This window comes from Streptomyces sp. NPDC042346 (assembly GCF_055581845.1).
This window is the reverse complement of the sequence record NZ_JBVJEH010000013.1, coordinates 71,175-92,534: the sequence shown is the minus strand read 5'-3', so window position 1 is coordinate 92,534 and position 21,360 is coordinate 71,175. Positions and strand designations below refer to the sequence as shown.

At 71.5% G+C, this 21,360-nt stretch carries 15 protein-coding genes and 1 tRNA gene; 9 read left to right on the top strand and 7 right to left on the bottom strand.

Annotation, left to right across the window (positions count from 1 at the left end; genetic code table 11):
* Positions 1–37: 37 nt before the first annotated feature.
* From ACZ6K0_RS37450 to ACZ6K0_RS37440, 3 genes are all read right to left on the bottom strand, one after another.
* Complete coding sequence (locus ACZ6K0_RS37450) at positions 38–1,414, bottom strand: DUF2637 domain-containing protein (RefSeq protein WP_469577909.1); 1,377 nt, start codon at positions 1,412–1,414, stop codon at positions 38–40.
* Between the two features lie 1,087 nt (positions 1,415–2,501).
* On the bottom strand, positions 2,502–3,590 hold the full coding sequence (locus ACZ6K0_RS37445; protein WP_469577907.1) for a hypothetical protein: 1,089 nt from the start codon (positions 3,588–3,590) through the stop codon (positions 2,502–2,504).
* Positions 3,587–4,765: a ParA family protein gene (locus ACZ6K0_RS37440; RefSeq protein WP_469577905.1), complete on the bottom strand. Its 1,179-nt coding sequence runs from the start codon at positions 4,763–4,765 to the stop codon at positions 3,587–3,589. Before ACZ6K0_RS37440 ends, ACZ6K0_RS37445 begins: the two co-directional genes overlap by 4 nt.
* Before the next feature lie 1,144 nt (positions 4,766–5,909).
* Between ACZ6K0_RS37440 and ACZ6K0_RS37435 the strand changes: the two genes are divergently transcribed.
* The 4 genes from ACZ6K0_RS37435 to ACZ6K0_RS37420 all read left to right on the top strand — a co-directional run bounded on the left by ACZ6K0_RS37435 (position 5,910) and on the right by ACZ6K0_RS37420 (position 15,669).
* Complete coding sequence (locus ACZ6K0_RS37435) at positions 5,910–8,603, top strand: hypothetical protein (protein WP_469577903.1); 2,694 nt, start codon at positions 5,910–5,912, stop codon at positions 8,601–8,603.
* A gap of 130 nt (positions 8,604–8,733) precedes the next feature.
* The gene (locus ACZ6K0_RS37430; protein WP_469577901.1) at positions 8,734–10,056 is read left to right on the top strand and encodes a MarR family transcriptional regulator; all 1,323 of its coding nucleotides are present in this window, start codon (positions 8,734–8,736) and stop codon (positions 10,054–10,056) included.
* A gap of 211 nt (positions 10,057–10,267) precedes the next feature.
* Positions 10,268–14,452 carry an SNF2-related protein gene (locus ACZ6K0_RS37425; RefSeq protein ID WP_469577899.1) on the top strand — a complete coding sequence of 1,395 codons (4,185 nt, stop codon included), beginning with the start codon at positions 10,268–10,270 and terminating at the stop codon, positions 14,450–14,452.
* The gene (locus tag ACZ6K0_RS37420; RefSeq protein ID WP_469577898.1) at positions 14,449–15,669 is read left to right on the top strand and encodes a hypothetical protein; all 1,221 of its coding nucleotides are present in this window, start codon (positions 14,449–14,451) and stop codon (positions 15,667–15,669) included. The genes ACZ6K0_RS37425 and ACZ6K0_RS37420 overlap by 4 nt, the downstream gene beginning before the upstream one ends.
* Positions 15,670–15,900: 231 nt before the next feature.
* On the opposite strand, the gene ACZ6K0_RS37415 is transcribed toward ACZ6K0_RS37420, so the two are convergent.
* Both ACZ6K0_RS37415 and ACZ6K0_RS37410 read right to left on the bottom strand, forming a co-directional pair.
* The gene (locus ACZ6K0_RS37415) at positions 15,901–16,542 is read right to left on the bottom strand and encodes a hypothetical protein (protein ID WP_469577896.1); all 642 of its coding nucleotides are present in this window, start codon (positions 16,540–16,542) and stop codon (positions 15,901–15,903) included.
* Positions 16,543–17,132: 590 nt separating this feature from the next.
* Positions 17,133–18,353, bottom strand: a complete 1,221-nt coding sequence (locus ACZ6K0_RS37410; protein ID WP_469577894.1) for an endonuclease domain-containing protein — start codon at positions 18,351–18,353, stop codon at positions 17,133–17,135.
* A 222-nt stretch (positions 18,354–18,575) separates the two neighbouring features.
* Here ACZ6K0_RS37410 and ACZ6K0_RS37405 point away from each other — a divergent pair, with 222 nt between their 5' ends.
* The 5 genes from ACZ6K0_RS37405 (at position 18,576) to ACZ6K0_RS37385 (ending at position 20,745) form a co-directional block, all read left to right on the top strand.
* Positions 18,576–18,884, top strand: a complete 309-nt coding sequence (locus tag ACZ6K0_RS37405; protein ID WP_469577892.1) for a hypothetical protein — start codon at positions 18,576–18,578, stop codon at positions 18,882–18,884.
* A gap of 1 nt (position 18,885) precedes the next feature.
* A complete protein-coding gene (locus ACZ6K0_RS37400; protein ID WP_469577890.1) occupies positions 18,886–19,971 on the top strand; it encodes a nucleoside 2-deoxyribosyltransferase domain-containing protein in 1,086 nt (361 codons plus the stop codon).
* Positions 19,958–20,239: an HU family DNA-binding protein gene (locus ACZ6K0_RS37395; protein ID WP_138058063.1), complete on the top strand. Its 282-nt coding sequence runs from the start codon at positions 19,958–19,960 to the stop codon at positions 20,237–20,239. The genes ACZ6K0_RS37400 and ACZ6K0_RS37395 overlap by 14 nt, the downstream gene beginning before the upstream one ends.
* A 169-nt stretch (positions 20,240–20,408) precedes the next feature.
* Positions 20,409–20,615 carry a cold-shock protein gene (locus ACZ6K0_RS37390; RefSeq protein WP_138058062.1) on the top strand — a complete coding sequence of 69 codons (207 nt, stop codon included), beginning with the start codon at positions 20,409–20,411 and terminating at the stop codon, positions 20,613–20,615.
* Positions 20,616–20,671: 56 nt separating this feature from the next.
* Positions 20,672–20,745: transfer RNA gene (locus ACZ6K0_RS37385), tRNA-Met, on the top strand.
* An 85-nt stretch (positions 20,746–20,830) separates the two neighbouring features.
* Here ACZ6K0_RS37385 and ACZ6K0_RS37380 read toward each other — a convergent pair.
* Together ACZ6K0_RS37380 and ACZ6K0_RS37375 are read right to left on the bottom strand one after the other, a co-directional pair.
* Positions 20,831–20,965 (bottom strand): hypothetical protein, encoded by a 135-nt coding sequence (locus tag ACZ6K0_RS37380; RefSeq protein ID WP_469577888.1) that lies wholly within the window; start codon positions 20,963–20,965, stop codon positions 20,831–20,833.
* A gap of 11 nt (positions 20,966–20,976) precedes the next feature.
* A complete protein-coding gene (locus ACZ6K0_RS37375) occupies positions 20,977–21,282 on the bottom strand; it encodes a hypothetical protein (protein WP_469577886.1) in 306 nt (101 codons plus the stop codon).
* Between the last annotated feature and the right edge of the window lie 78 nt (positions 21,283–21,360).

Here is a 21,360-nt window from a genome sequence, read left to right as displayed (position 1 = left end):
AATGCGTGACCTCTCTTCCGCGGGGATCACCGACGCGCTACGAGGTGCTCTTGGCCGTGGAGAGAGACCGCCCGCGCTGGAGGCGCTCCTCCTCCTCCTTCGTGATTCGATGAGCCTGCCCTCTGTTCACCTCCCGGCCTTGAGCGGCCAGCCAGTCGACAACCGTCGGAGTGTGCGTGGAGCCGAGCACCGACATCGCGTAGCGGACAGCTGCGGCATTCGACTTCAGGCGCGCGACGGCGGCCTGATGCTCCGGGTCTGCTTGGTCTGGCACTGACCTGTCAGGTACACGCTCCCCACGCGTTGCCGCCGAGCCACCCTTCCGCGGGGGGTCGGTTATCTCCGAGGCCCCTCCCAACTCCACTGCGGGACTCCCTGCCGGGATCGACTCTGTCGAGTCTGTCGCCACTTCAATCCGACGCGATGTGGACGGCGCTGATTCCTCCTGAGTAGTCGATGGAGCCGAGCCCTTAGCATCCGTCGGGGACGTTGCGTCGTGCAGCGGCTGCGACTTGGGGGACTCCTCCTGCTCTTCGTCAGCTTCTGCCTGCTGCTCCGTCGGCGGTCTGCCGTCCGCCGAGGGCCGGGTCGCAAGCTCGGCGGTCTCGTGAGGATCCCGATCGGACGTCACCGCGCCAGGTTGGCTCGCCCCCTCTCCACTCGCGAGCACCGGAGCTGCATCGGGCCGGTCACCTTCGTCCAGCCCCTTCCCCTCAGCATTCCGAAGGCGAGCTTCTGACTCGACCGAGAGCGCATCGAGCCGGACGCCGTAGCGTGCGATCCGAAGCGGCAGCAGCTCGTCAACGGGAGCCCTCCAGCGCCAGCCGCGGCCGAAGCGACCCCGGAGCCGGGCCTGGTAGACCAACCGCTGCTGCTCAGCCTGGATCACCTCGTCGTACTTCCGGATCTCCCAGATCTTCATCCGGCGCCACAGTCTGAAGGTCGGCAGAGGGGCGAGAAGCCACCTCCAGAACCGCACGCCTTCCATATGCCGATCGGCAGTGATCGCCGCCAGCCGACCAACGGCGTGTCGAGCCGCCTCAACCGTCACGACGAAAAGAACCGGGATCACGCCGTGCATGCCAACGCCGACCGGATCGGGCCAGGCCGCAGCAGCGTTGAAGGCGATCGTTGCAGCGGTGAGTAGCCAGGCTGTTTGGCGCAGCAACGGAAAGGGGATTCGCAGCCACGTCAGAAGCAGGTCGAGGGCGAGGAGGACGGCAATGCCGGCGTCAATGCCTATCGGAAGGACGGTGGCAAAGTCTCCGAACCCCTTCCGGACGGCTAGCTCGCGAACTGCCGAGTACGACCCCGCGAAGCCGATGCCCGCAACGACTACGGCGCCGATGACCACCACACCGGTCAACACGCGCTGAGTGCGGTTCAGCCGAGGGCGCCCTTCGCTGCGCTCCACTTCCCACTCCCTCCTAGCTCTTGGAGGGGAAGCGTGCACCGAGACACCTGTGGATAGAGTCCTCGATCAGCACAGGGGCCATGTGGATGAATCACACTGCTAGCCGATATCTCGTCAACCACAGCGGGAACGAGTGAAGTCGCAGACGTCTACAGCCCCGGCGGACCAAACTCGGAGGGCACTCCGAGCCCCACCCTGGTGGCACCTCGCGCATCCGCCCTTCCGGTCGCCCCAGACTGATGCGATCAGCAGCTCCCCTGCTTAGGCCGCGACCGCGCGGCCCCGACGGTGGCTGCCCCCGGCCCGGGGGTGGGTACCCCGGGTACCCGCCTCCCCCACCGGCCCCCGGCCCGGGGGTGGGTACCCCGGGTACCCGCCTCCCCCACCGGCCCCCGGCCCGGGGGTGGGTACCCCGGGTACCCGCCTCCCCCACCGACCCTCGGACCGGGGACTGCGAGGGCGGCGGTGGCGGCATAGCCAAGCGTGGTGGAGGCGAAGCCGGCGGCTCCCATGCTCACGCCCAGGAGGACGGAGCTGGCGGCGAAGAGGCCGGTCATCGGTGTGCCGCCCGCGGCCTGTCGGCTGAGCCAGCGGTTGAGGAGCGGGGAGAGCAGCAGAACCGCTCCGGCGTTCGCGGTCTGGGTCCAGCCGTAGTCGGCAGCGGCGAGTCCGGGGTGGGTACCCGGGTACCCACCTCCTCCGGCCAGCCCCAAGTTCATGCGATCAGCAGCTCCCCGCCGGCCGGCCTGGAGCGGGGTGGATACCCCGGGTACCCGCCTCCTCCAGCCAGCCTGGGGTGGACCGGGCAAGAATGATACGAGGGACAACTGCCGTGCTGAGGCGCTGCCCGCGAGCCCTATCGGCGGGTACCCGGGGTGCCCCACCTGGTTCCGCCTAAGCCCGCTAACTCGCAAGGCGCACACAATGGACATCCACCTCCTGCTCGACGTCGCCCCGTGCATGGTCTAGGCGGACGAACACGCCATGGGTAGCAGCAGGCAGGAAGGTTCGAAGGTCGACGGGCTGTCAACGAGCGGAGGCCCGACGCTTCAATTCGCGTCGGGCCTCCGTCACTTCCACCGGAGTACTACGAGATCGAGGCCTCGGCCATGTCGATCCCCAGCTCTGCGCAGAGCTCTTGAGCCGCCTTCATGAACTCTATGGCGGCCTGCCTCGCCTTGGCCTCGTCGGTAGTCCTCAGAGAGCGAATCTCCTCCTTGGCCTGCGTGACGCGGTCGCTGCCAGCGTCCGCGCTGACGGACCTGGAGGGCTGCGCGACGACCTTCGCCTTCTGCTCGACTGGCTCAGCGAACCCCAGGAAGGCTGCAGCCTCGTGGAGGTTCTTCTCAGTGATCTTCTTGCGGGAAGCCTCCGACCACACCTGTCGCACAGCACCAGCCCCGAAGGACTCGTAGACCGGACACAGCGGCCGCAGGTGCTTCTCCACGAGCTCCATCGAGGTCACCGACTCGAGAGCCATCACGACAGGGACAGCGCGGATGATCTTGTTCGCGTAGTTCTTGCCGAACCCAAAACGGGCCTTCATCAGGGCGTCGAAGTTCGGCAGCCCCATCGTCACCCAGAGTTCCTCCTCCTTGATGGCGAGGAAGTTCTGCCCCTGAACGATGATCTTCTGCTGATTGACGCGCTGCTCATTTGCGCGAGCCGCCATCTCCGCCTGCGCGATGCTCCGGGCGTAGTGATTGAACCTTTCCTTCGGGTCCTCGCTGTCGGGCTCCGTGAAGGGCTGAATCTCCACGTACCCGTTTCGATCGCGGTTGGCCGGAAGATTTACGAGACCGTCCCCGTCGTCACCGGGCAACAGCACTTCGGATCCAGACTCGTCGCCACTCTGGAGGACCAGTTCGTCGGTCGAGGTCTCGTCACCGTCTTCCGCGTCGCCCGCGGGGCCGTCGCCGACAGTGTCGGGTTCGTCCTCTGCTGACACGGGCTCTCCCTGAGCGTCCTGCTCTTCTTCGGCCAACCGCGCCTCCTCGGCCTTCCGTGCCTCCTCGGCCTTCCGCGCTTCTTCGGCCTTCCGTTCCTCCTCGGCCTTCCGCTCGGCCTCCCACTCCGCACGGATCTGCTCGCGAGTGCGGACCGGTGGCACTGCTCCGCCTTCAGGCTGACCAGCGTCACTGCCCTTCGGCAGGCTCTTGGGGCGGTACTTACTCATGCGGCCAACTCCTTGGCGAGCTTCCGCATCGCCTCTGCTTGCGGGCAGTCGGGGGCGAACTGGAACAGCGGGATCTCGTAGTCGGATGACTCACGCCCCTCGATGCTGTCCTTGAGTTCAGCAAGGACGATGGGGGAGTGGAGGGTGTTCCACTCGTCGTAGAACCCCCGGGTTACCGTGCCCTTCCTGGAGTCGTACGCGTTGATGATGAAGCCGAGCTGATCGACTTCGATCCTCATGTTCTTGCACGTGGTCTCGATCTGACCCTTGAGCAGGTTGTACGCCCGGAAGGAAGACTTGTCGGACCAGACTGGGATGAGGATCCCAGAGTGGTCCGTCAACTCGCCCGGACGACGCTGCACGTAGTCGATGGCGAGCTCCATGCCGAGGCCGAGGTTCGGCGGCCCGTCGAGGACCACCACGTCGTAGTCGTCTTCAACCGCCTCGAGCGCACGGCGCAGACAAGTGTCTCGGCCGGCAGACATCGTCGCGAGGGCAGCATCCATGAGGAAGGCGTCCTCGAAGGCCGGCAGTATATGCAGCCGTCCATCGAACATCGGCCCCGGCGGAGTCTCGCGCCCCTCCATCGGTACTTCCTCGAGCGCGATGATGGACCGGCGCAGATGCTGCGTCGCCTTCCCAAGCATGTGCGTCAAGAGGCTGTCGCCTCCGGTGGGAAGCTCGGCGACCTGGAGGCGAGCGGACAGGTGCCCCTGCGGGTCGTAGTCCACCAGCAGGACCTTGAGGCCTAGCTCTGCGAGAGCCTGGGCGAGTGCAGCGGCGATGAACGTCTTACCCACCCCGCCCTTCTGATTGCCCACCAGGATTCGCTTGACGGGCTGACGCATCACTCGCTCTACGGGTGATGGATGTCGAAGGAGCCAGAGGGTGATGGCTTGGGCGATGCCTTGCACCTTTGTGACCCGTCGGGCCTCGCACTCCTCCTCGAAGCGGGCGACGCCGCCAGCAGGAACGTAGGACGCCCAGGACTTCGCGCCCTTCACTTCCACCTTCTCCGCGGAAGGGGTGTCATACCAGGCGTTGAGCGCGTGCACGATCGCGTCTGAGACGTTCAGGCCGTGCTCCGCAGCCCTGATCTTGAGGTCACGACGCATCTCCGGCATCACGTTCGCGATGAGCTTTTCAGTGCCGGAATCGTTGTTCGGGGTGGTCATGGTGGGCAACTTATCAGTCACCGACATGTCAGTGAGCTAGGGCATGGCGTGTTGTCCGAGATGATCATGTTTCGGGAGCGGAAGGTAACCCGAACGGGCGACCTCGACCTTCAAAATCTGGACATAGCACCCGGATTGCAAGGCGCGAACGATCGTGGCCGCCTCTTCGACGCCAGCGGGAACCGACAAACTGGCGGGGTCGTTCCCCCGGTTGGGGTGTCTCGTCTCGGGCATCCTCGCGTCTCCGACAGCTGTCAGTGCTGCGGAGGAGTGCGAAGTGGCTCCTTATCGGATCCGCCTCGGCCAGGCACCTCGTCGACCCAGTCTGACCCTGACGGCTCTCGCGCGCTCCAGTGCGATCGAGAGGCTGGGGGCCCTGAGTCTTCCGGCTCTCGATCGACGCACGGCTTGGCCAAGCGTGAGCTCTGATTCGCCTCTCGAACTCGAAGTCATTTTGAGGTCTGGAAGGCACAGACGCCCGCCGAAAACACGGGTCAATTCGACTAGTGAAACGCTCGGCAACTTCGACGCAGTCTGGTGAAGTCTTGCGCGCGAAATTTAAGCGCGCCCGAGCAGTGAGAGCGATTCTTTTTAGGGCAGAAATGCGTCTGGCCAACAGCCGCCACGCCGACGAGGATTCGGCAGCGCCGCAGGTCAGGGAGGGTGTATGGTGGCGATCGCTCAATTGAATATCGAGGATCCCGAATTCTTCCATTCCCGGAATAACTTCTTCGGGAAGGGCCTCGTTATTCTTCGGAAAGAAAGTCTGACACCGGGTCACTAGTAGGTCGAGGGTTCAACCCCACCGGACAGAGGAGGAAGCTCACATGCCTTCTTGCTCCGTGCTGCCCCGGGTTGACGCACTGGTGCCTTGGCCAGCTTCGCCCATCGGGCCTGCCCAATCAGGTCAGGCAGCACTCACCTCTCCGAGGCGCAGCTCAACGGACCTTATCCACAGGTCAGGCCCCGCAGGGTGGCTGAGAACGCGAAGAGCCCGGGACTGCCGATCCCGGGCCGTTCGCACTGCGTGGAGGGGGTGTTGGTCAGCCAGGTAGCCAGCTGAGTTCCGGTGTCGCCGGTCCGTCTCTCGTGTTTTCCCTAGCCAGACGGGCTGCGGTGCCGGTGTCCCCTTCCCACCTCGATTATGGAGCAGATCATCGCTGTCCGTACGAGGGCTGGCTCAGTCATGCCGAAAACGGCTGATCGGGCGGCTCGTTCCAAGCGTTCTGGCACGTCCTGGCGGCGCGGCGCGCGCGCGGGCGGGGTTGTTGAGTTGGCGGGTCCGGTCCCGGAGTCGGGGCCGGGTGAGCCGCTGGCGCTGAACCGGGTGATGCGTGCCCGGCTTCATGCCGCGGTGCGGTGTCTTCTGGCTGACCGGTCTCTTGACGGCGTGTCTGATGCGGTGCGGCTGGCGGCGGTGGTGCTGCTGGCGAAGGCGCCGGCGCGTAGTGCCGTGCTGAGGCTGCGGGCGGGGGAGATGGGGCGGTGGCTCGGGGTGACCGAGTCGTACGTCGACCACACGGTGCTGCCCGATATGCGTGAGGCCGGCGTGGTGGAGACGGTTCCGTGGACGGAGGAGTCCGGGCGGGTGGCGGGGCTGGAGTGGAAGCTGCTTCCGCTGCTCGCGGCGCGGGAGAGCGGCGATCCGATGCACCCGCTGGCCCTGGCCCGTAAGGACCTGGCGACGCTGTTGCGGTTCTGCGAGGCGTTGTTCGCGCCGGGCTGGGCGCCGAAGGACGGTCCTGTGACGCCGCCCGGGCTCCTGGCGGCGCGGCGGGGGAGGGGCGCGGCGACGGACCGGCTGGCCCTGCTGCTCCTTGCGCTGCAGACCCGTCCGGACGGCCGGGTGCGGCTGGTGGGCGGTTCCGTGAAGGACGGCCGGGGGCGCGCGGACGCCACGGTCGCGAAGGCGCTGAGCTGTTCGGTCGACGGCGGTGGCAAGGTCATCGACCGGCTGGAGCGTCTGCGGCTGGTCGAGGCGGTGCGCGCGGACGGCCAGTTCGGCAAGGCGCGGCTGGTGATTCCGGCGATCGCGTCGGCGTTCGGGCGCGGCTGGGCGCCGAAGGTGGTCGAGGACGGCGGCGAGGAGCCGGAGGGGCGTTGCACGTGTGCGTGCGGCTCGGCGGACGGTGAGGGCGAGGCGGCGTCCGGTGAGGTGCTGGTGCTGTCGGGGGAGGGGTGGCAGCAGGAGTCGTTCGACGATGTCGAGCCTGAGGAAGCCCAGCGCCCCGCTGCTGCACTCGGGGATCTTGATGCCGATTCGCAGTCCGGCAGCCCGGTAGCCGCTGGGGAAGACGCCTTCGCGGCGGGGTCGGAGACCGGTGTGGCCGAGCGCCCTGCTGGTGCACCCCTCCACACCCACCACCCGCAGGTGGTCTCTCTCGGTGGTTCTCTCTCGCTTGATGGTGGGTTTTCCGGCGAAGCCGATCGGGGGTGCGGTGGTCTGCCGGAAGGCGCGTACGGCCGCGAGGACGAGCAGGAGCTGGCGGGAACGACGGACGGTGCCGCCGCGCGGGGGCTGGGCGGCCCGCTGCGCGGGGAGAAGCAGCAGGATCTTGCGGGTGAGTTGAGGCGGAGGGCCGAGTGCGGCCCGGTGAAGGGCCGGGTTCAGCAGCTGGGAGCGCCGGTGTTCGTGCGGCCTGTGGCTGTGCCGGACGGCCTGGAGTCGGTGCTGGCTCCGGTGCGCTTGGTGTGGGAGCGGATCGTCCGTCCGGCTGCCCGGCGGCATGTGGCTGCCGCGGTGCGGGTCCAGCTCGGTGTGGTGCGCGGGATCGTCGGGCCGCAGGGTGCGGAGCAGGTCCTCGCCGAGCGTCTTGAGCGGCGGTTCGATCAGCAGATGGGCCGGCCGGTGATGGATCCGGTCGGCTGGATCCTGGGCCGGGGTCTGGTCCAGCGGGCGTGGTGCTGGTCGCAGCTGTGTGACGAGGGTCGGCGGATGGACACCGGCGGCGACTGCCCCAGTTGCCAGGTGCTGATCGGTGACCGCCGGGGGCTACGCGCCCGGATCGCCGCTGAGACGTGCCGGGAGCTGGCCGGGGCTCAGCCGCAGGTGCTGCAGGCCGAGGTCGAGAAGCGCCTGAACGCTGCGGTGACGCGGGAGGCGGCGGAGCGGGCCGTGCGGCGGGAGAGGGCGCTGGCTGAGCAGGAGGCGCGGGCCCGGGTGGTCGCGCAGCGCCGCGCCGAGTACGAGTCGGCCGAGCAGGCGCGGCTGGCGGCACCGTGCGTGGACTGCGGGCTGCCGGACGCGGCCGGCCGGTGCATGTCGTGCACCCAACGCGCCTCGGTGGAGCGGCTGGTGGCCGAGGCGGTCGACCTGGCGGTCATGGCCCGGGCCGACCTGAGCGATGCGGCGGCGGTCGCCGAGGCGACGGCCCTGTGCACGACGGACACCCGGGCGCTGTTGGACCGGCACCTGGACCGGCTGCGCGCGCAGGGCCTCGCCGAGGCCGGACTGCTGTTCGCCGCGCGGGAGACGGCCGAGAAGCTCCGCGACCGGCGGCGAGAGAGCCTGAACGGGCGGCTGATCCACTCGGAGCGGGCCCAGGAAGAGGCGGACCTGGCGTACGACGCCATGATGCGCGCGGCGCACCGGTTCCCGAACCGGGCGATGGCCCAGGAGGCCGCCGAGCGGCGCGCTGACGAGGCCCTTCAGCGGGCGGTTGCGTTCCTGTTCGCCGAGCGGGCCCGGCAGTTGCGTGTCGTGCGGGGCGAGCAGCCTCTACGGGCGGCAGCGACCGACTGGTCGCGCCGCTGCGTCGAGCTCGCCGGCCAGGACCTTCCCGAGGACGGCTCCGAGCGCACCGGAGCCCGCGTGCGGGAGGCGGTGACCGCGGCATGACCTCGCTCCCCGAACCCGCCCACGCGGGCCTGGCCTCCCTGGGTTCCGAACCCTTGGCGCCACCGGCGTCTCCCCTCGACCTGCCTACGCGCCGACCGATGGTGTCCCTGCTGCGACCTGGGGCGACATCATGAGCCGCCGTACCCGTCCAGCGCCGCCGATGCCGGTGTGGGAGCGGCGCCCGCTCTCCATGCGCTCCCGGCGCCTGCTGCTCGAAGGCGACGTCGAGGGCCGCTACGCCGGGCGGGACGACGCGGACGCCGGCTACCGGATCACCATGGCCCTCGCGCTCGCGTGCTCGCAGCCCGGCAGGGAGTGGACGCCGGCCGACTTCCACCAGGCGCTGATCTACGCCCCGACCCGCGGGGGCTGGTGGGCGCGCAAGCTCCGCGAGCGCAAGGGCACGCTGTACGCGGAGAACAAGCTCACCGCGATGCTGGACAAGGCCCGCGAGTTCGCCGCCCGCAACGGGACGATCACCGGCCAGAACGATGCCCTCGTGCAGATCACCGAGGTGCGGCACGCCGTCGAGCACCTGGCCTGGCCGGCGCGCGGCGGGGGAGCGGTCGACCAGAAGAACCTCGCCGCCCGGCTGACGCTGTGCGAACGCGCCGGCGGCCTGGACCACACCACGGCTCTGCGTCCGCACGCCGAGCGGATGGGATGCGCGAAGTCGACCGTCGAGGCCAGCGACAAGCGGCTCGTCGAGATCGGCTGGCTGGAACTGCTGGAGGCCGGCACCGGCAAGAACCACGGCTCCAGATGGCGGCTGAAGATCCCCGAACCCGTACGGGAGCTCCTCGCACGTGCAGCGCCGGGACACTCCCTGCCCCCCACTACCCCGGAGCTGGCAACTGTCCCGGATCCGCACACCTACACCGACACCGCCGCACTCGCCTCGGTGATGGCCCACGACGCCTTCCACCACTACGGCCACGGCACCAGCGGCGCCCGCATCCTGGCCTGCCTCGACGTCACCGAAGGCCTCAGCCCTGCCCAGCTTCAGCAGGCCACCGCCCTTCACCGCACCACCGTCTCGCGCCGACTGGACAAGCTCGCCGCCGACGGCCTGGTCCGCGAGAGCGAGGGCCTGTACTACCTGGTGCACGAACTCGCCGGCCCCGCCCGCCTCCAGCCCGACGAACATCTCCTCGACCAGGCCGCCGAGCAGCAGGGCACCACCGGTCTCGGCGAGCGCCGCCGGCAACGGCACGCCCGCGACCGCGCCAACTACCAGCGCTGGATCGCCGAACGAGTCACCCGGTCCCGGCCCGTCCGCCCTCGCCCGGTCCTCGTGCCCGAAGGCGTCGTCGACCCCGACACCGGCGAGCTCCTCGACGAAGGATGGCGCGGCTGGGACACCTCCGACCCCTTCAGGCCCACCTGGCTCGCCCCGGGCGCCCACCTCGTGCCCAACCGACCGTACGACCCCGTGGAGACAGCATGCGCGTAGCAGCCTGTGACCCCGACCCGACGATCGCCGACGACCCGCGGCGCCGAGGTGCGCCGCCGCACGCCGGACGTGTCGGTGTTCTCGCCTACTGTGGCGACGTCGAGGCCGTCAGTGACCGCCGTCCGGGTCTTGTGCCGGCGGCTTGTGCAGGGGAGTGGGAGTGAGCTTCACGGCTACAGCCGATACGCCAACGACACCGGAAGACCACGAGGTGCGCGCGCTGGACGCCGGACAGTGGCACGAAGCGCTCAAACAGCTCGCCGGCTCGGACACCGACGACACCGCGATGGCCCGCGACGCCCTGCGCCGCAGCCGCGCTGGCCTGCTCAGCGTGCGGGACATGCGCCTGGTGCTGCTGGCCGTACCCGACACACCAGCCTGGGTGCCGGCCCGGCAGGCCGTCATGGACGTCCTGGCCCACCATCCCGAGACGGCCCGGCAGGTCCTGGCCACTCACACGCAGGTGGAGGTGTGGCCGCCCCTACGGTTCGAGGAGATCGACGCCGCACCGGCCGGCGACCAGTCGCAGGTCACCGTCGCCGCCGTCATCGGCCCCGCCGAGACCCAGGTCACCGGCCCCTCACAGTCCGCCCCCACCAGCCGGGACGCCAAGGACCGCGCGGCGCTCGCCCTGCTGGCCCGCCTCGCCGGCGTCCCCCTGCCCGGTCAGGACCCGGCCGTCGGCGAGGCGGAGCGCCTGGTCCTGCCGGGGATGCCCTCCGAAGTCTTCGCGCAGCGCCTGCGCCGGACCGTCGAAGCTGGCCGAGGCCCCGGCGCCGAACTGGAAGCCGAAGCCCTGCACCGTGCCCGAGCCGGCCGGCTGCGCCACCGCGAGCTGTACCTCCTGCTGCTCGAGGCCGGCAGCCCCGCCTGGGCCCCCGTACGCGAAGCCGCTCTCCAGCGGGCAGCGGCCATGCCCCCGGCCCCCGCCCGGCTCCTGCACTGGCACGCCGAGCAGCACGGCGAGGACCACGGCCTGACCTACCAGGAGGATGTCGACGCGCAGGGCCTGCACCTCACGCGAGCCCAGGTCACGACGGGGGAGGGGACGTCGATCGGCCCGGTGCGCTCCTCCTCGGTGCGCAAGACCGCCCGGCACTACGCGGCGTGCGCGCTGCTCGCCCTCATGGCGGACCTGCCCGAACCACCGCACCCGGCCGACAAGAAGCCGGCGGCCACGCCGAAGATCACCGTCCCCGGGCCCGGGGAGGACCCGGTCAAGTACCTCAACAAGCACCACCAGCTCGACACGATCACCAAGCCCGAGGCGAGCGTGCGCACGCTCGGCGCCCGCAAGGAGGTCACCTACTCCTGCCGGCACCGGGCGAGCGACACCCCGGTGACCGCGGCCGCCGCCGGCCCGGACAAGACCTCCGCGCGCCGAGCGGCGGCGCTGAAGCTGCTGCGCAAGCTCCACGCCCTCGACCGCGCCGCCCCCACACCGGCAGCGGACGCCGCGGGCGGCGGCGAGCGGCGTCCGGTCCGCCCGGAGACGGTCTCCACCCCGCCGTCCTCCGCGCCGGCACCCGCCCCCCGTACGCCCGCAGCCCCGCAACGGGCCGTCCTCGACGTGGGGAACCGCCCGGCGGCCGCCCTGCTGCTGGATGCCGTCACCTCCGGCTGCGCCGTCACGTTCATGCCCGGCGACGCCGAGCGGGCGGCCGCGTGGCGAGTACAGGACAACGGCCGGCTGGCACTGCCGATGACCGCCCTGCCCGACCCGCTGACCGCCGAGGCCCGCCCCGACGGGCCCGCCGGCTGGCGTGTCCCTCTCCTGGAGGGCCTGCCCGCCCTGCGCCACGCCCGTCACGGCGCGAGCGCGACGACGGTCTTCTGGCAGCGGGCGCTGCACATCGCCCTGCAACTCATCGCCGCCCAACTGGTCCACCCCGCCCACCACGACGGCCGGGCGGGGTGGCGCGTCGGCCCGATCCCGCCCAACGCCGAACACGCCCTGTCCCAGCTCGCCGCCGCCGCACCCGCCGGCGCCGCACCGCCCACGATGCCGGCCCGCCAGGCGCTCACCGCCGCCGCCGACGCGATCGCCGACGCGCTCATCCGCACCCCCGCGGCCGCCCTGTTCGGCACCGGCCCCTGGACGCACCCCCACCACACGGTGGTGGACGCCGAAGGGGAGGTAGGCGTCTGGCTGGACAGCGTGGAGGACCACGTCGACGGCGGCCCGGCCCCCCAGGTGATCCTGCACATCGAGGACCCCAGCGACGAACAGGCCGCCACAGGCCGCCTCACCGCCGAACTGCACCTGGCGCCCGCGGCCCCCGACAACGCCCCAGACCAGGACCCCGTGCGCGCCGCACACCTGTGGTCGGGTGCGGCCCGCCACACCGGCCAGCACCCCGACACCCTGCGCCCCCGCGTCCAGCGCGTCCTGCGCAGGGCCGCCCGCCGGTGCCCCGCGCTGGCCGGACTCGCCGCCCAGGACCACCCCGCACGGTGCACGCTGTACCCGGCGGCCGTCGAGGCGCTGCTGGAGCAGGAAGCCGAACTCGCCGACCACGGAGTGCGGGTGGTGTGGCCCGGGCACCTGCGCACCGCCCTGCAGACGGCCGCGGTGATCGGCACCGAACCCGCTCCCGGCGCGGCCGGACACCGGCCGGCAGGGGAGGCACCCCGGTTCAGCGTCACCGCCCTGTTGGACTTCCGCTGGCAGGTCGCCCTGGACGGCGTGCCGCTGAGCGAGGAGGAGATGGACGCCCTCGCCGAAGCGGCGCGGCCCCTGGTCCGTGTCCGCGGCCGCTGGGTCCTGGCGGACCCCGTCCTGCGCCGGCGCGCACGCCACCGCCTGCTGGGGCACCTGCCCGGCACCCAGGCGCTGACCGCCGCTCTGACCGGCACCATCACCGTCGACGACACGCTCGTCCCCTGCCGCACGGCCGGACAGCTCGCCCACATGATCGGCGTGCTCGCCGGCGGCGAGCACCACCCCGAGCCGGTTCCCGCCCCGGCTGGCCTGCGCGCGAGACTGCGCGGCTACCAGGAGCGGGCCCTGACCTGGCTCGCCCACACCACCAGCCTCGGCTTCGGCGCGGTCCTCGCCGACGACATGGGCCTGGGCAAGACCCTCACCGCGCTCGCCTTCACCCTCCACCACCAGCAGCGCACCCCGGGCCCGACCCTGGTCATCTGCCCGGCGTCCCTGGTCACCACCTGGTGCCGCGAGGCCGCCCGGTTCGCCCCCGCCCTTGACGTCCACGCCTACCACGGCCCCGACCGCACCCTCGACAACGTCACCGACACCACGGTGGTGGTCACCACCTACGGCGTCCTGCGCCGCGACACCGCCCGCCTGGCCGGCCGCACCTGGTCGCTCGTCATCGCCGATGAGGCCCAGCACGCGAAGAACCCCGCCTCCGCCACCGCCCGCAACCTGCGCGCCCTGCCCTCCACTACCCGGCTCGCCCTGACCGGCACCCCGGTGGAAAACAACCTCTCCGAGCTGTGGGCCCTGCTCGACTGGACCAACCCGGGCCTCTTCGGCACGCTGAAGGCGTACCGGGCCCGGTGGGCGAACGCGGCGGAGAAGGACCCCGGCGGCGAGAAGGCCCTCGAACTCGGCCGGATCATCGCACCGTTCCTCCTGCGACGCCGCAAAACGGACCCCGGGATCGCTCCCGAGCTCCCCGCGAAGATCGACCAGCCGCGCCTGGTGCGGCTCACCACCGAGCAGGCCGGCCTCTACGAAGCGCTCGTGCGCGAAACCCTCCAGCAGATCCAGGTCTCCCGCGGCATCACCCGCAACGGACTCGTCTTCAAGCTGCTCACCGCCCTGAAGAAGATCACCAACCACCCCGCGCACTACCTGCGCGAAGAGCCGGCAACCGCAACGGGCGCGCCTGAGTTCACCGCCCGCTCGGCCAAGACGGCGGCCCTGATGGACCTCCTGGACACGATCCGGACCCGCTCCGAGGCGGCGATCCTCTTCACCAGCTACGTGAGCATGGGCCACCTGCTCCACTGCCACCTCGACCGGCACGGCTACGACCCGCTCTTCCTGCACGGCGCCACCACCCTGCCCGAGCGCCAACGCATGGTCGACGCCTTCCAGGCCGGCCGGCACCCGGTGATGATCCTCTCCCTCAAGGCCGCCGGGACCGGACTGACCCTCACCCGCGCCGCCCACGTCATCCACTACGACCGCTCCTGGAACGCCGCCGTCGAGGACCAGGCCACCGACCGGGCCCACCGCATCGGCCAGCACAAGACCGTCACCGTCCACCGTCTGATCACCGAGCACACCGTCGAAGACCGCATCGACGAACTCCTCACCCACAAGCGCGACCTCGCCTCCGCCGTCCTGACCAGCGGCGACCGCGCCCTCACCCAGCTCACCGACCGCGAACTCGCCGACCTCGTCACCCTGGGAGCACGCCGATGAGCCCCCGCACCACCGACGTGTGGGCCCGCGCCCTGACCGCCACGCTCACCACCCGCGCCGACCCCGAAGCCCTGCACACCGCACGACGTCTCCTCGCCGGCGCCCACCCCCAGCTCAACGTCAACCAGGGCTTCGCCACCGCCAAGTTCCCCCTGCCGGACGGCCGGCCCGCCCGAGCCCGCCTCCTCGTCGAAGAACTCACCGCAGCGCAGTGGGACCGCATCGAAGCAGCGATCACCGCCCGCACCCCCGCCACCAGCGCCATCGGCGACGACCTCGCCGACCCCCACCACACCGCGGGCATCCCGCTGCTCCCCTCCCCGCAGGACCTCTCCCACCACTGCACCTGCACCCAGGCGCCCGCCGGGGACCCGTGCGCGCACACCCTCGCCGTCGGACTCCTCCTCGCAGAACGGCTGCGCACCGCGCCCGCCCCGCTGTTCACCCTCCGCGGCCGCCCCTACCAGCACATCAAGAAGCGCCTGCGCGCCGGCGAGCTCCCCACCGCCGCGGCCGGCCCGGCCCCGGCCCGCGTCCCCTCCCCGGCAGCCGCCCCGCCGCCCGTCCGCCCCGCCACCGACCACGCCCCGGTCATCCCGGCCCAACAGCAGGCCCCGATGCGCGAACCCGCCGATCTCGACCTCACCACCGCCCGCCCCGCCCTCACCGGCCCGCTCCCCCCGGCGCCCGCGCCGCTGCCCGAACTCTCCGCACAGCAGGCCCTGGTCGCCGACGCCGCCCACCGCGCCCGAGCCCTCCTGACCGGCACCGAGCAGCCGACGGGCACCGACACCGGCAGCGACCTCGCCCGCTTCACCGCCCTCGATCACGGCGCCCCCTTCCGGCAGGCCGCCATGGACCACCTCGGCCTCGACGTCGTCTCCATGGGACACCTCACCCTCGCCCACACCCACGGCGGACCAGCCGGCGCCGTCGCCTACCTCCACCGCTACACCCTCGACCACGACGTCCTTGCCCGTGCCCAGGCCGACATCCAGCCCTTGCGGCCCGCCCCCAGCGCCACCGTCGTATGCGAGGACAACCACCTCACCGACCCCGCCGCCGGCGTCCAGCTCCGTTACGGACCCGACGGCCGCTGGCACCCCTACCTCTCCCCGTACGGCACCTGGCAACCCGTCCCCGGCCCTTCCGACGATCCCGCCGAGGCCTACCGGTCCGCGCGCACCGCAGCCAGGGCGTTCCGCCGCCCGCGGTAGCCACCGGTGTCGGCACCCGCCGATACGCTCGTACGCAAGACCGGCTCCTGCGAAGGGCCGGGACGCTGCGTGCCCACTGCCAAGGGCGCGTAGCGCGCGGCTGCCGAAGGGTGGTTCCCGACGCAGCGCACGTCCTGACCGTGGCAGCGGGCGGGACACAGCCTCGGATGGCAAACGAGGCCGGCCGGCCCGCCCCGGACAGCCGGTGCGGGCCGGCACCCCACCCCCAGGTCAGTCGAACTCCAGGCGCCGGGCTGCGTCGGCGGCCTCCTGCTCACGCAGCGCGGCGACGATCTGCGGGTGCTCGCCGTCGAAGCGGGCCAGCGCGTCGCAGGCCCGCTCGTAGGCCGCCTCGTTCACGGGCTGCTGCTCGCGGTAGTAGATCCCCGGGTCGCCGCCCTCGTCGTCATGGGCGCAGGCCCGCTGTTCCGCGTCGATGTCGAGCACGGCCGCCGCCTCGGCCGTGAGAGCCGCGCGACGTGCCACCAGCGTCTTGCCCTCCGGCGAGGCCAAGACGGCCGCGCGAGCCGCGCTCGCCTTCGCCTGCCCGGCCTGCTCCCGGCGCCCGGCGACGAGCCGGTGTCCCTCGACCGAGGCATCGAAGACGGCCTTCGCGGCCTCACCCAGCGCGGTCAACTGCTCGACGTCCTCGGGCGTGAACCACACCGGTACGAGCCCGGGGATCAGGTGGGTGCACCCGAAGGGCACCTTCTCCGGCGCGACACCGCGCTCGGCCGCGTCGTACAGCCAGCCGCTGGTGATCCGCCGGCCATCCTGGTCGACAGCCGTGTAGCTGAGGGCCCCGAGTGCGGTGATCAGGGGGGTGACGTACGCGGTACGGCCATCCGGCAGGTGCGTGACGAAGGGGTCCATGAGCTCTCCGGGCCAGGGCGGGGGATGAGGTTGGCGATCAAGCCCCCTGCTCACGGCAGAGGGGCCTGCTGCGTTGCGATCCTCACCCCGGCAGCCGTGCCGGGCGCTGGGCCCACCGAGGCCGTGGGCGTGCCATCCCGCGCATCGCGCGGGCCTGCGGTGCATCGAACACCGCGGCCGCCATCGTAGCCAACGGCTCCGGCTGCGCGCCCGGTTCTCGAGCTGGTATCCCTGCTCGACGAGGCCCTGTACAAGAGGCAACTTCCCAATGCCGATTGTCAAGCGCGGTTTGGCAGCACGCGGGGCCGGACCTTGTGGATCCGATCCCACTCCAGGCCGTGCCCGAGACCACGGACAGTGGAGTCGAGGCGGCCCAGTCCAGGGTGCCGCGCGGTGAAGGGCATGGAGTGCGTCTCCCGGCGATCCGGCGTACTCGCGGCGTATCTGACAGGACACCAGGTACCAGGCGTCACCGACAGAGGCCCCGGGCCTGGTGCTGGCCCTGGGCCCCGGCCGCCCGGCGCCCGCCAGGGAGCCGCACGCCCGGCACCGGGGCCCGGTATGCGGCCGCGCCCGGCCCGCGCCGTGCTTCAGGTGGTGTGCCCGGCCGCCGGGCGGCGCCTGCTCGCGGAACCGCTGGTCCGTCTCCGTCCGGCAGGCGCCTCCGCCCGGCCCGTGCACCGCCCGCCCTCGGAGGCTGCCGCCGCCCCGGACAGCGCGGAATCGACGACACCGCGCACCAAGGCGTGCGCTTCGCCCACGGTGACGCTCCTCGTCCACGCCGGCACCCGGGGGTGCTGCCGGCACCGCAGCACGAACCGGTACGCCCCGTCCACCGCGCCCGCCGGCGTCACGGCCGGCTGCTCGGCACAGCGGCCGTGCCGTTCCGTGCGCTCCAGGTGCGCCTGGACGACCGCCGGATGGTACTGCTCCGGCAGACTGCGTTCCGCCCGGCAGCCCGGGCAGCCCAGCAGGTACCCGACAGCCCCCTGCCGCTGCAGGAAGACCGCCTCGAACTTCTTCTTCCCCTCGCTGGTGTTGCAGCTGCCGCACAGCGGGCCGCGCACGAACTCGTGCTCCTCGATGTGGCAGTGGTCCCACGCCCACGCGCGCTGCGCCCCGCAGAGCCGGCACAGGTACTCGGCGGCTCGGTGCCGGCTCTCACGGGCCCACTGGTAGGTCCTGCCGGCCAGCTGGCCCTCGTAGCGTGGCACGAGCGCCCGGGAGCAGGGCGGGCAGCGCGTGACGTAGCCGGTGTCCTCCACGGTCCGCCAGCTCCCGTCGGTCGGCCCCCGCGTACCGCAGTCGCGGCAGATCCGGACCTGCTCGGCCAGTTCGTTCTCCCGCGCCTGCCAGCGGTCCAGGAGCTCGGCGTAGGCCCGGGGAAGCACCCACTGCCCCTGCGCCCGGCCCAACAGCCGCAGCGGCAGCGTCCCGCCGATGCTGAACACGTCGACCTGGACGCCCGGAAACTCCAGCGCGCCGGGCCGGGCATCCGGCCACGGCGCCGGATCCTGCCCCGGATAGACACGCCGGGCGAGGTCGGCCAGCCACCTGCCCAGCTGGGCCCGCCAGTCGGCCTTCGGTGTCCATTCGGCGTTCGGCAGGTCGACGGCGACGACGTCGTCTAGGTCCAGCGGCAGCTGCCGAGCCGCCCGGCGTACGTCCTTCTCCAGGTAGTGCCAGCGTCCGTGGTGCTTGTAGCGGGGGACGTGGACATCACCGATGAGGACGTCGCCGTGCGACTGGTGCCGAGGCCGGGCCCGGGTGAACTCGCGAGGAAAGACAGGGATCGGTGCGCCTTGGGTCAACTCGGCGAAAAGGGACTGTGCTTGAGAAGGAGTCCTGTGCATGCCGCCGACCCTCGGCGTGGCGTCCTGTGGACAGAGTTTCGGATCTGGCACGGCTCCGACGCACGCGACGTCGCCGGGCCTGGAGTCTGCGGGATCCTCCCGGCCCGGTTGCCGGGGAGGGCTGAACAGGCAACGGGCAACTACTTCCGGCGCGTTGATGCGGCGGCCACGATCGACGGCATGACCACACGGCAGGACAGCGGCACGGCGCCGAGCTCCGGAACCCAGCACCCGGATGCGCCCGGCCCCGACACCGACCTCTCCCTACCTCGCGTCCACCTCCGCGGCCCCCACCAGGAACCGGCTCTCCGCGAAGGTCTCGGCCCGGCCGAAGGCGTCCGCGGCCGCGTACTCACCACGCCCAGCGCCATGAAGACCGCCGCGACCGGCCACCTTCCTGCCGCGCAGCCACGCCGACGTCCGGCAGCACCTGTGCGCGTCACCACGGTGCGCCGCGCGGAACACCATCACACCGCCAAGGAGTCCTGACGTGACCGACTGCGCCTTCTGTGACATCGCCACCGGACGGGCCCCGGCGGTCATCGTCCGCGAGTGGCCCGACGCCATCGCGATCCGCCCGCGCAGTGGCGGCGTCCACCCGGGCCACCTGCTCGTGATCCCGCGCCGCCACATCGCCGACGCGGGCACGGACCCGGACAGCGCCGCCGCCGCCCAGCGTCGCGCCTCGGAACTCGTCGCCGAACTCCCGGCCGCGAACATCATCACCAGCAAGGGGGCCGAGGCGACGCAGACGGTCCACCATGCCCACTGGCACGTCCTGCCCCGGGAGGCCCTCGACGGCCTCCTGCTCCCGTGGACCCCGCAGCAGGCCGCCCGTAACGCAACGGGCCCGAGCACCAGCGCGGGCAGCAGGATCAACCTGATCATGGCCCGCGAGCCCATCCCGGCCGGCCCGTCCGTCTTCCTCGCCGGCCCCACCCCCGACAAGAGCGCCCCGGTCCCGTCCTGGCGGCCCGAGGCCGTCCGGCTCCTGGCCGAGCAGTGGACCGGTGAGCAGCCACTGGCCGTCCTCAGCCCCGAGTCCCGCAACGGCGAGCGCGCCGACCGGTACGAAACCCAGGTCAACTGGGAGACCGACGCCCGCGAAGCGGCCACAGCCATCCTGTTCTGGATCCCCCGCGACATGCGCGTCCTCCCGGGCATGACCACCAACGTCGAATTCGGCCTCGACGCCACGAGCGGCCGGGCGGTCCTCGGGTGCCCGCCCGACTGCCCCAGCCCGGAGCGCAACAGGTACCTGATCCACGTGGCCCACCGCCACGCCGTTCCGGTGTGCACCACCCTGGCCGACACCGCAGCCGCGGCCCTCGCCCTGGTCACCGCTGCGGGCGCCCCGGCAGTCCGAAGGGACGCACGTCGGCGCTCCCTCAGGCCTCGCACCGCCATCGCTCGGCGTCGGGCGCAGTGGGCACCGGCCGCCGGCGCGACCCGCCGCCGGCACCGGGGCACGGCGCTGTCCGACCTCGGTGACAGGATGGCGCAAGAACCGCCGCGTCCGCCCAGCGGCCGCGGCACCCCGAGCACCACGGAGCACCGTTTTCATGAACCGCAGTGAGCTCACCGCCGCCCTCGCAGAGCGCGCCGAGGTGACCCGCAAGGACGCCGACGCCGTGCTGACCGCCCTCGCCGAGATCACCGGTGAGGTCGTCGCCAAGGGCGACGAGAAGGTCACCATCCCCGGCTTCCTGACCTTCGAGCGCACCCACCGTGCCGCTCGCACCGCCCGTAACCCGCAGACCGGCGACCCCATCGAGATTCCGGCCGGTTACAGCGTGAAGGTCTCCGCGGGCTCCAAGCTCAAGGAAGCCGCGAAGGGCAAGTAACTCCCCGTCCTCCGCCTCGTCGGGTGGCCCAACGGCACGCCTCACCCGCGCCGAAGCCGGATAGGAATCCCGCCCGCGGGGTAGTACGGACGTCGGACGCTCTCCGGTGGCGGAGAGCACCACCTACAGACCAACCGGGCAGCACCCGGCATTTCCGAAGGACAAACGCATGGCCAGCGGCACCGTGAAGTGGTTCAACGCCGAGAAGGGCTTCGGCTTCATCTCCCAGGACGGCGGCGGACCGGACGTCTTCGCGCACTACTCCAACATCTCCGGCAACGGCTACCGCGAACTCGTCGAAGGCGAGCAGGTCACCTTCGACGTGACCCAGGGCCAGAAGGGCCCCCAGGCCGAGAACATCGTCCGCGGCGGCTGACCCTGGAGAATGAGCGCCGCCCCCGCGACGGCCACTGTGTAGAGTGGTCTCACCGACGCGGGGTGGAGCAGCTCGGTAGCTCGCTGGGCTCATAACCCAGAGGTCGCAGGTTCAAATCCTGTCCCCGCTACTGACCGAAGGGCCCGGATTTCCGTCCGGGCCCTTCGTCGTATCCGAACCCCGCACCGCACTATCGCGGCCCAGCAGGACCTGCCTCACTCCAGCGAGACGACGTTGTCCCGGGAGACGCACACGCGGCCCGACCCGATGGCGGCGGCCGTCGCCAGAGCACGGCTGACCAGCCCGGCATGACCACCGATGGCGATCCGCACGTCGTCGAGCGTGCTCATCCTCGCCTCGATCACGCCGCGGCGGCCGGCCACCTCCACCTCGAACCGGCCCGCACCGCGCTCGCACACCCGGTAGGAGCGGTCTCGGCGACGAGGGTACGGACCTGCTCCAGCGGACTGTCCCCGGCCGGATGATTCTCGTCCGCGTGCTTCTCGAACGCTCTACGCGCCAGCAGCGCGAAGGCGTGCCGGCCCAGCTCACCGCACTCCGGGCACGTCAAGGCGAACCGGCCGGGCCCGGCATCACCTGTCTCGGTGATCGTCGGACGCAGCCCGTTGACCATCGGCTCCAGCGCCCTGCGCTCACGTCGCCCCACCGGCCGGCCCTCCTTCCTCGCATGCCGCTCACCTCCGGCGCATTCTCCGCCACGGGCAGAGCCAGGCTCACGGCGACG

Excerpts from the sequence above, each read along its gene's own strand:
- ACZ6K0_RS37420 (WP_469577898.1), top strand. The coding sequence starts at position 14,449 with ATGAGCCCCCGCACCACCGACGTGTGGGCCCGCGCCCTGACCGCCACG.
- ACZ6K0_RS37440 (WP_469577905.1), bottom strand. The coding sequence starts at position 4,765 with ATGACCACCCCGAACAACGATTCCGGCACTGAAAAGCTCATCGCGAAC.
- ACZ6K0_RS37395 (WP_138058063.1), top strand. The coding sequence starts at position 19,958 with ATGAACCGCAGTGAGCTCACCGCCGCCCTCGCAGAGCGCGCCGAGGTG.
- ACZ6K0_RS37435 (WP_469577903.1), top strand. The coding sequence starts at position 5,910 with ATGGAGCAGATCATCGCTGTCCGTACGAGGGCTGGCTCAGTCATGCCG.
- ACZ6K0_RS37405 (WP_469577892.1), top strand. The coding sequence starts at position 18,576 with ATGACCACACGGCAGGACAGCGGCACGGCGCCGAGCTCCGGAACCCAG.
- ACZ6K0_RS37430 (WP_469577901.1), top strand. The coding sequence starts at position 8,734 with ATGAGCCGCCGTACCCGTCCAGCGCCGCCGATGCCGGTGTGGGAGCGG.
- ACZ6K0_RS37380 (WP_469577888.1), bottom strand. The coding sequence starts at position 20,965 with ATGAGCACGCTCGACGACGTGCGGATCGCCATCGGTGGTCATGCCGGG.
- ACZ6K0_RS37390 (WP_138058062.1), top strand. The coding sequence starts at position 20,409 with ATGGCCAGCGGCACCGTGAAGTGGTTCAACGCCGAGAAGGGCTTCGGC.
- ACZ6K0_RS37415 (WP_469577896.1), bottom strand. The coding sequence starts at position 16,542 with ATGGACCCCTTCGTCACGCACCTGCCGGATGGCCGTACCGCGTACGTC.
- ACZ6K0_RS37445 (WP_469577907.1), bottom strand. The coding sequence starts at position 3,590 with ATGAGTAAGTACCGCCCCAAGAGCCTGCCGAAGGGCAGTGACGCTGGT.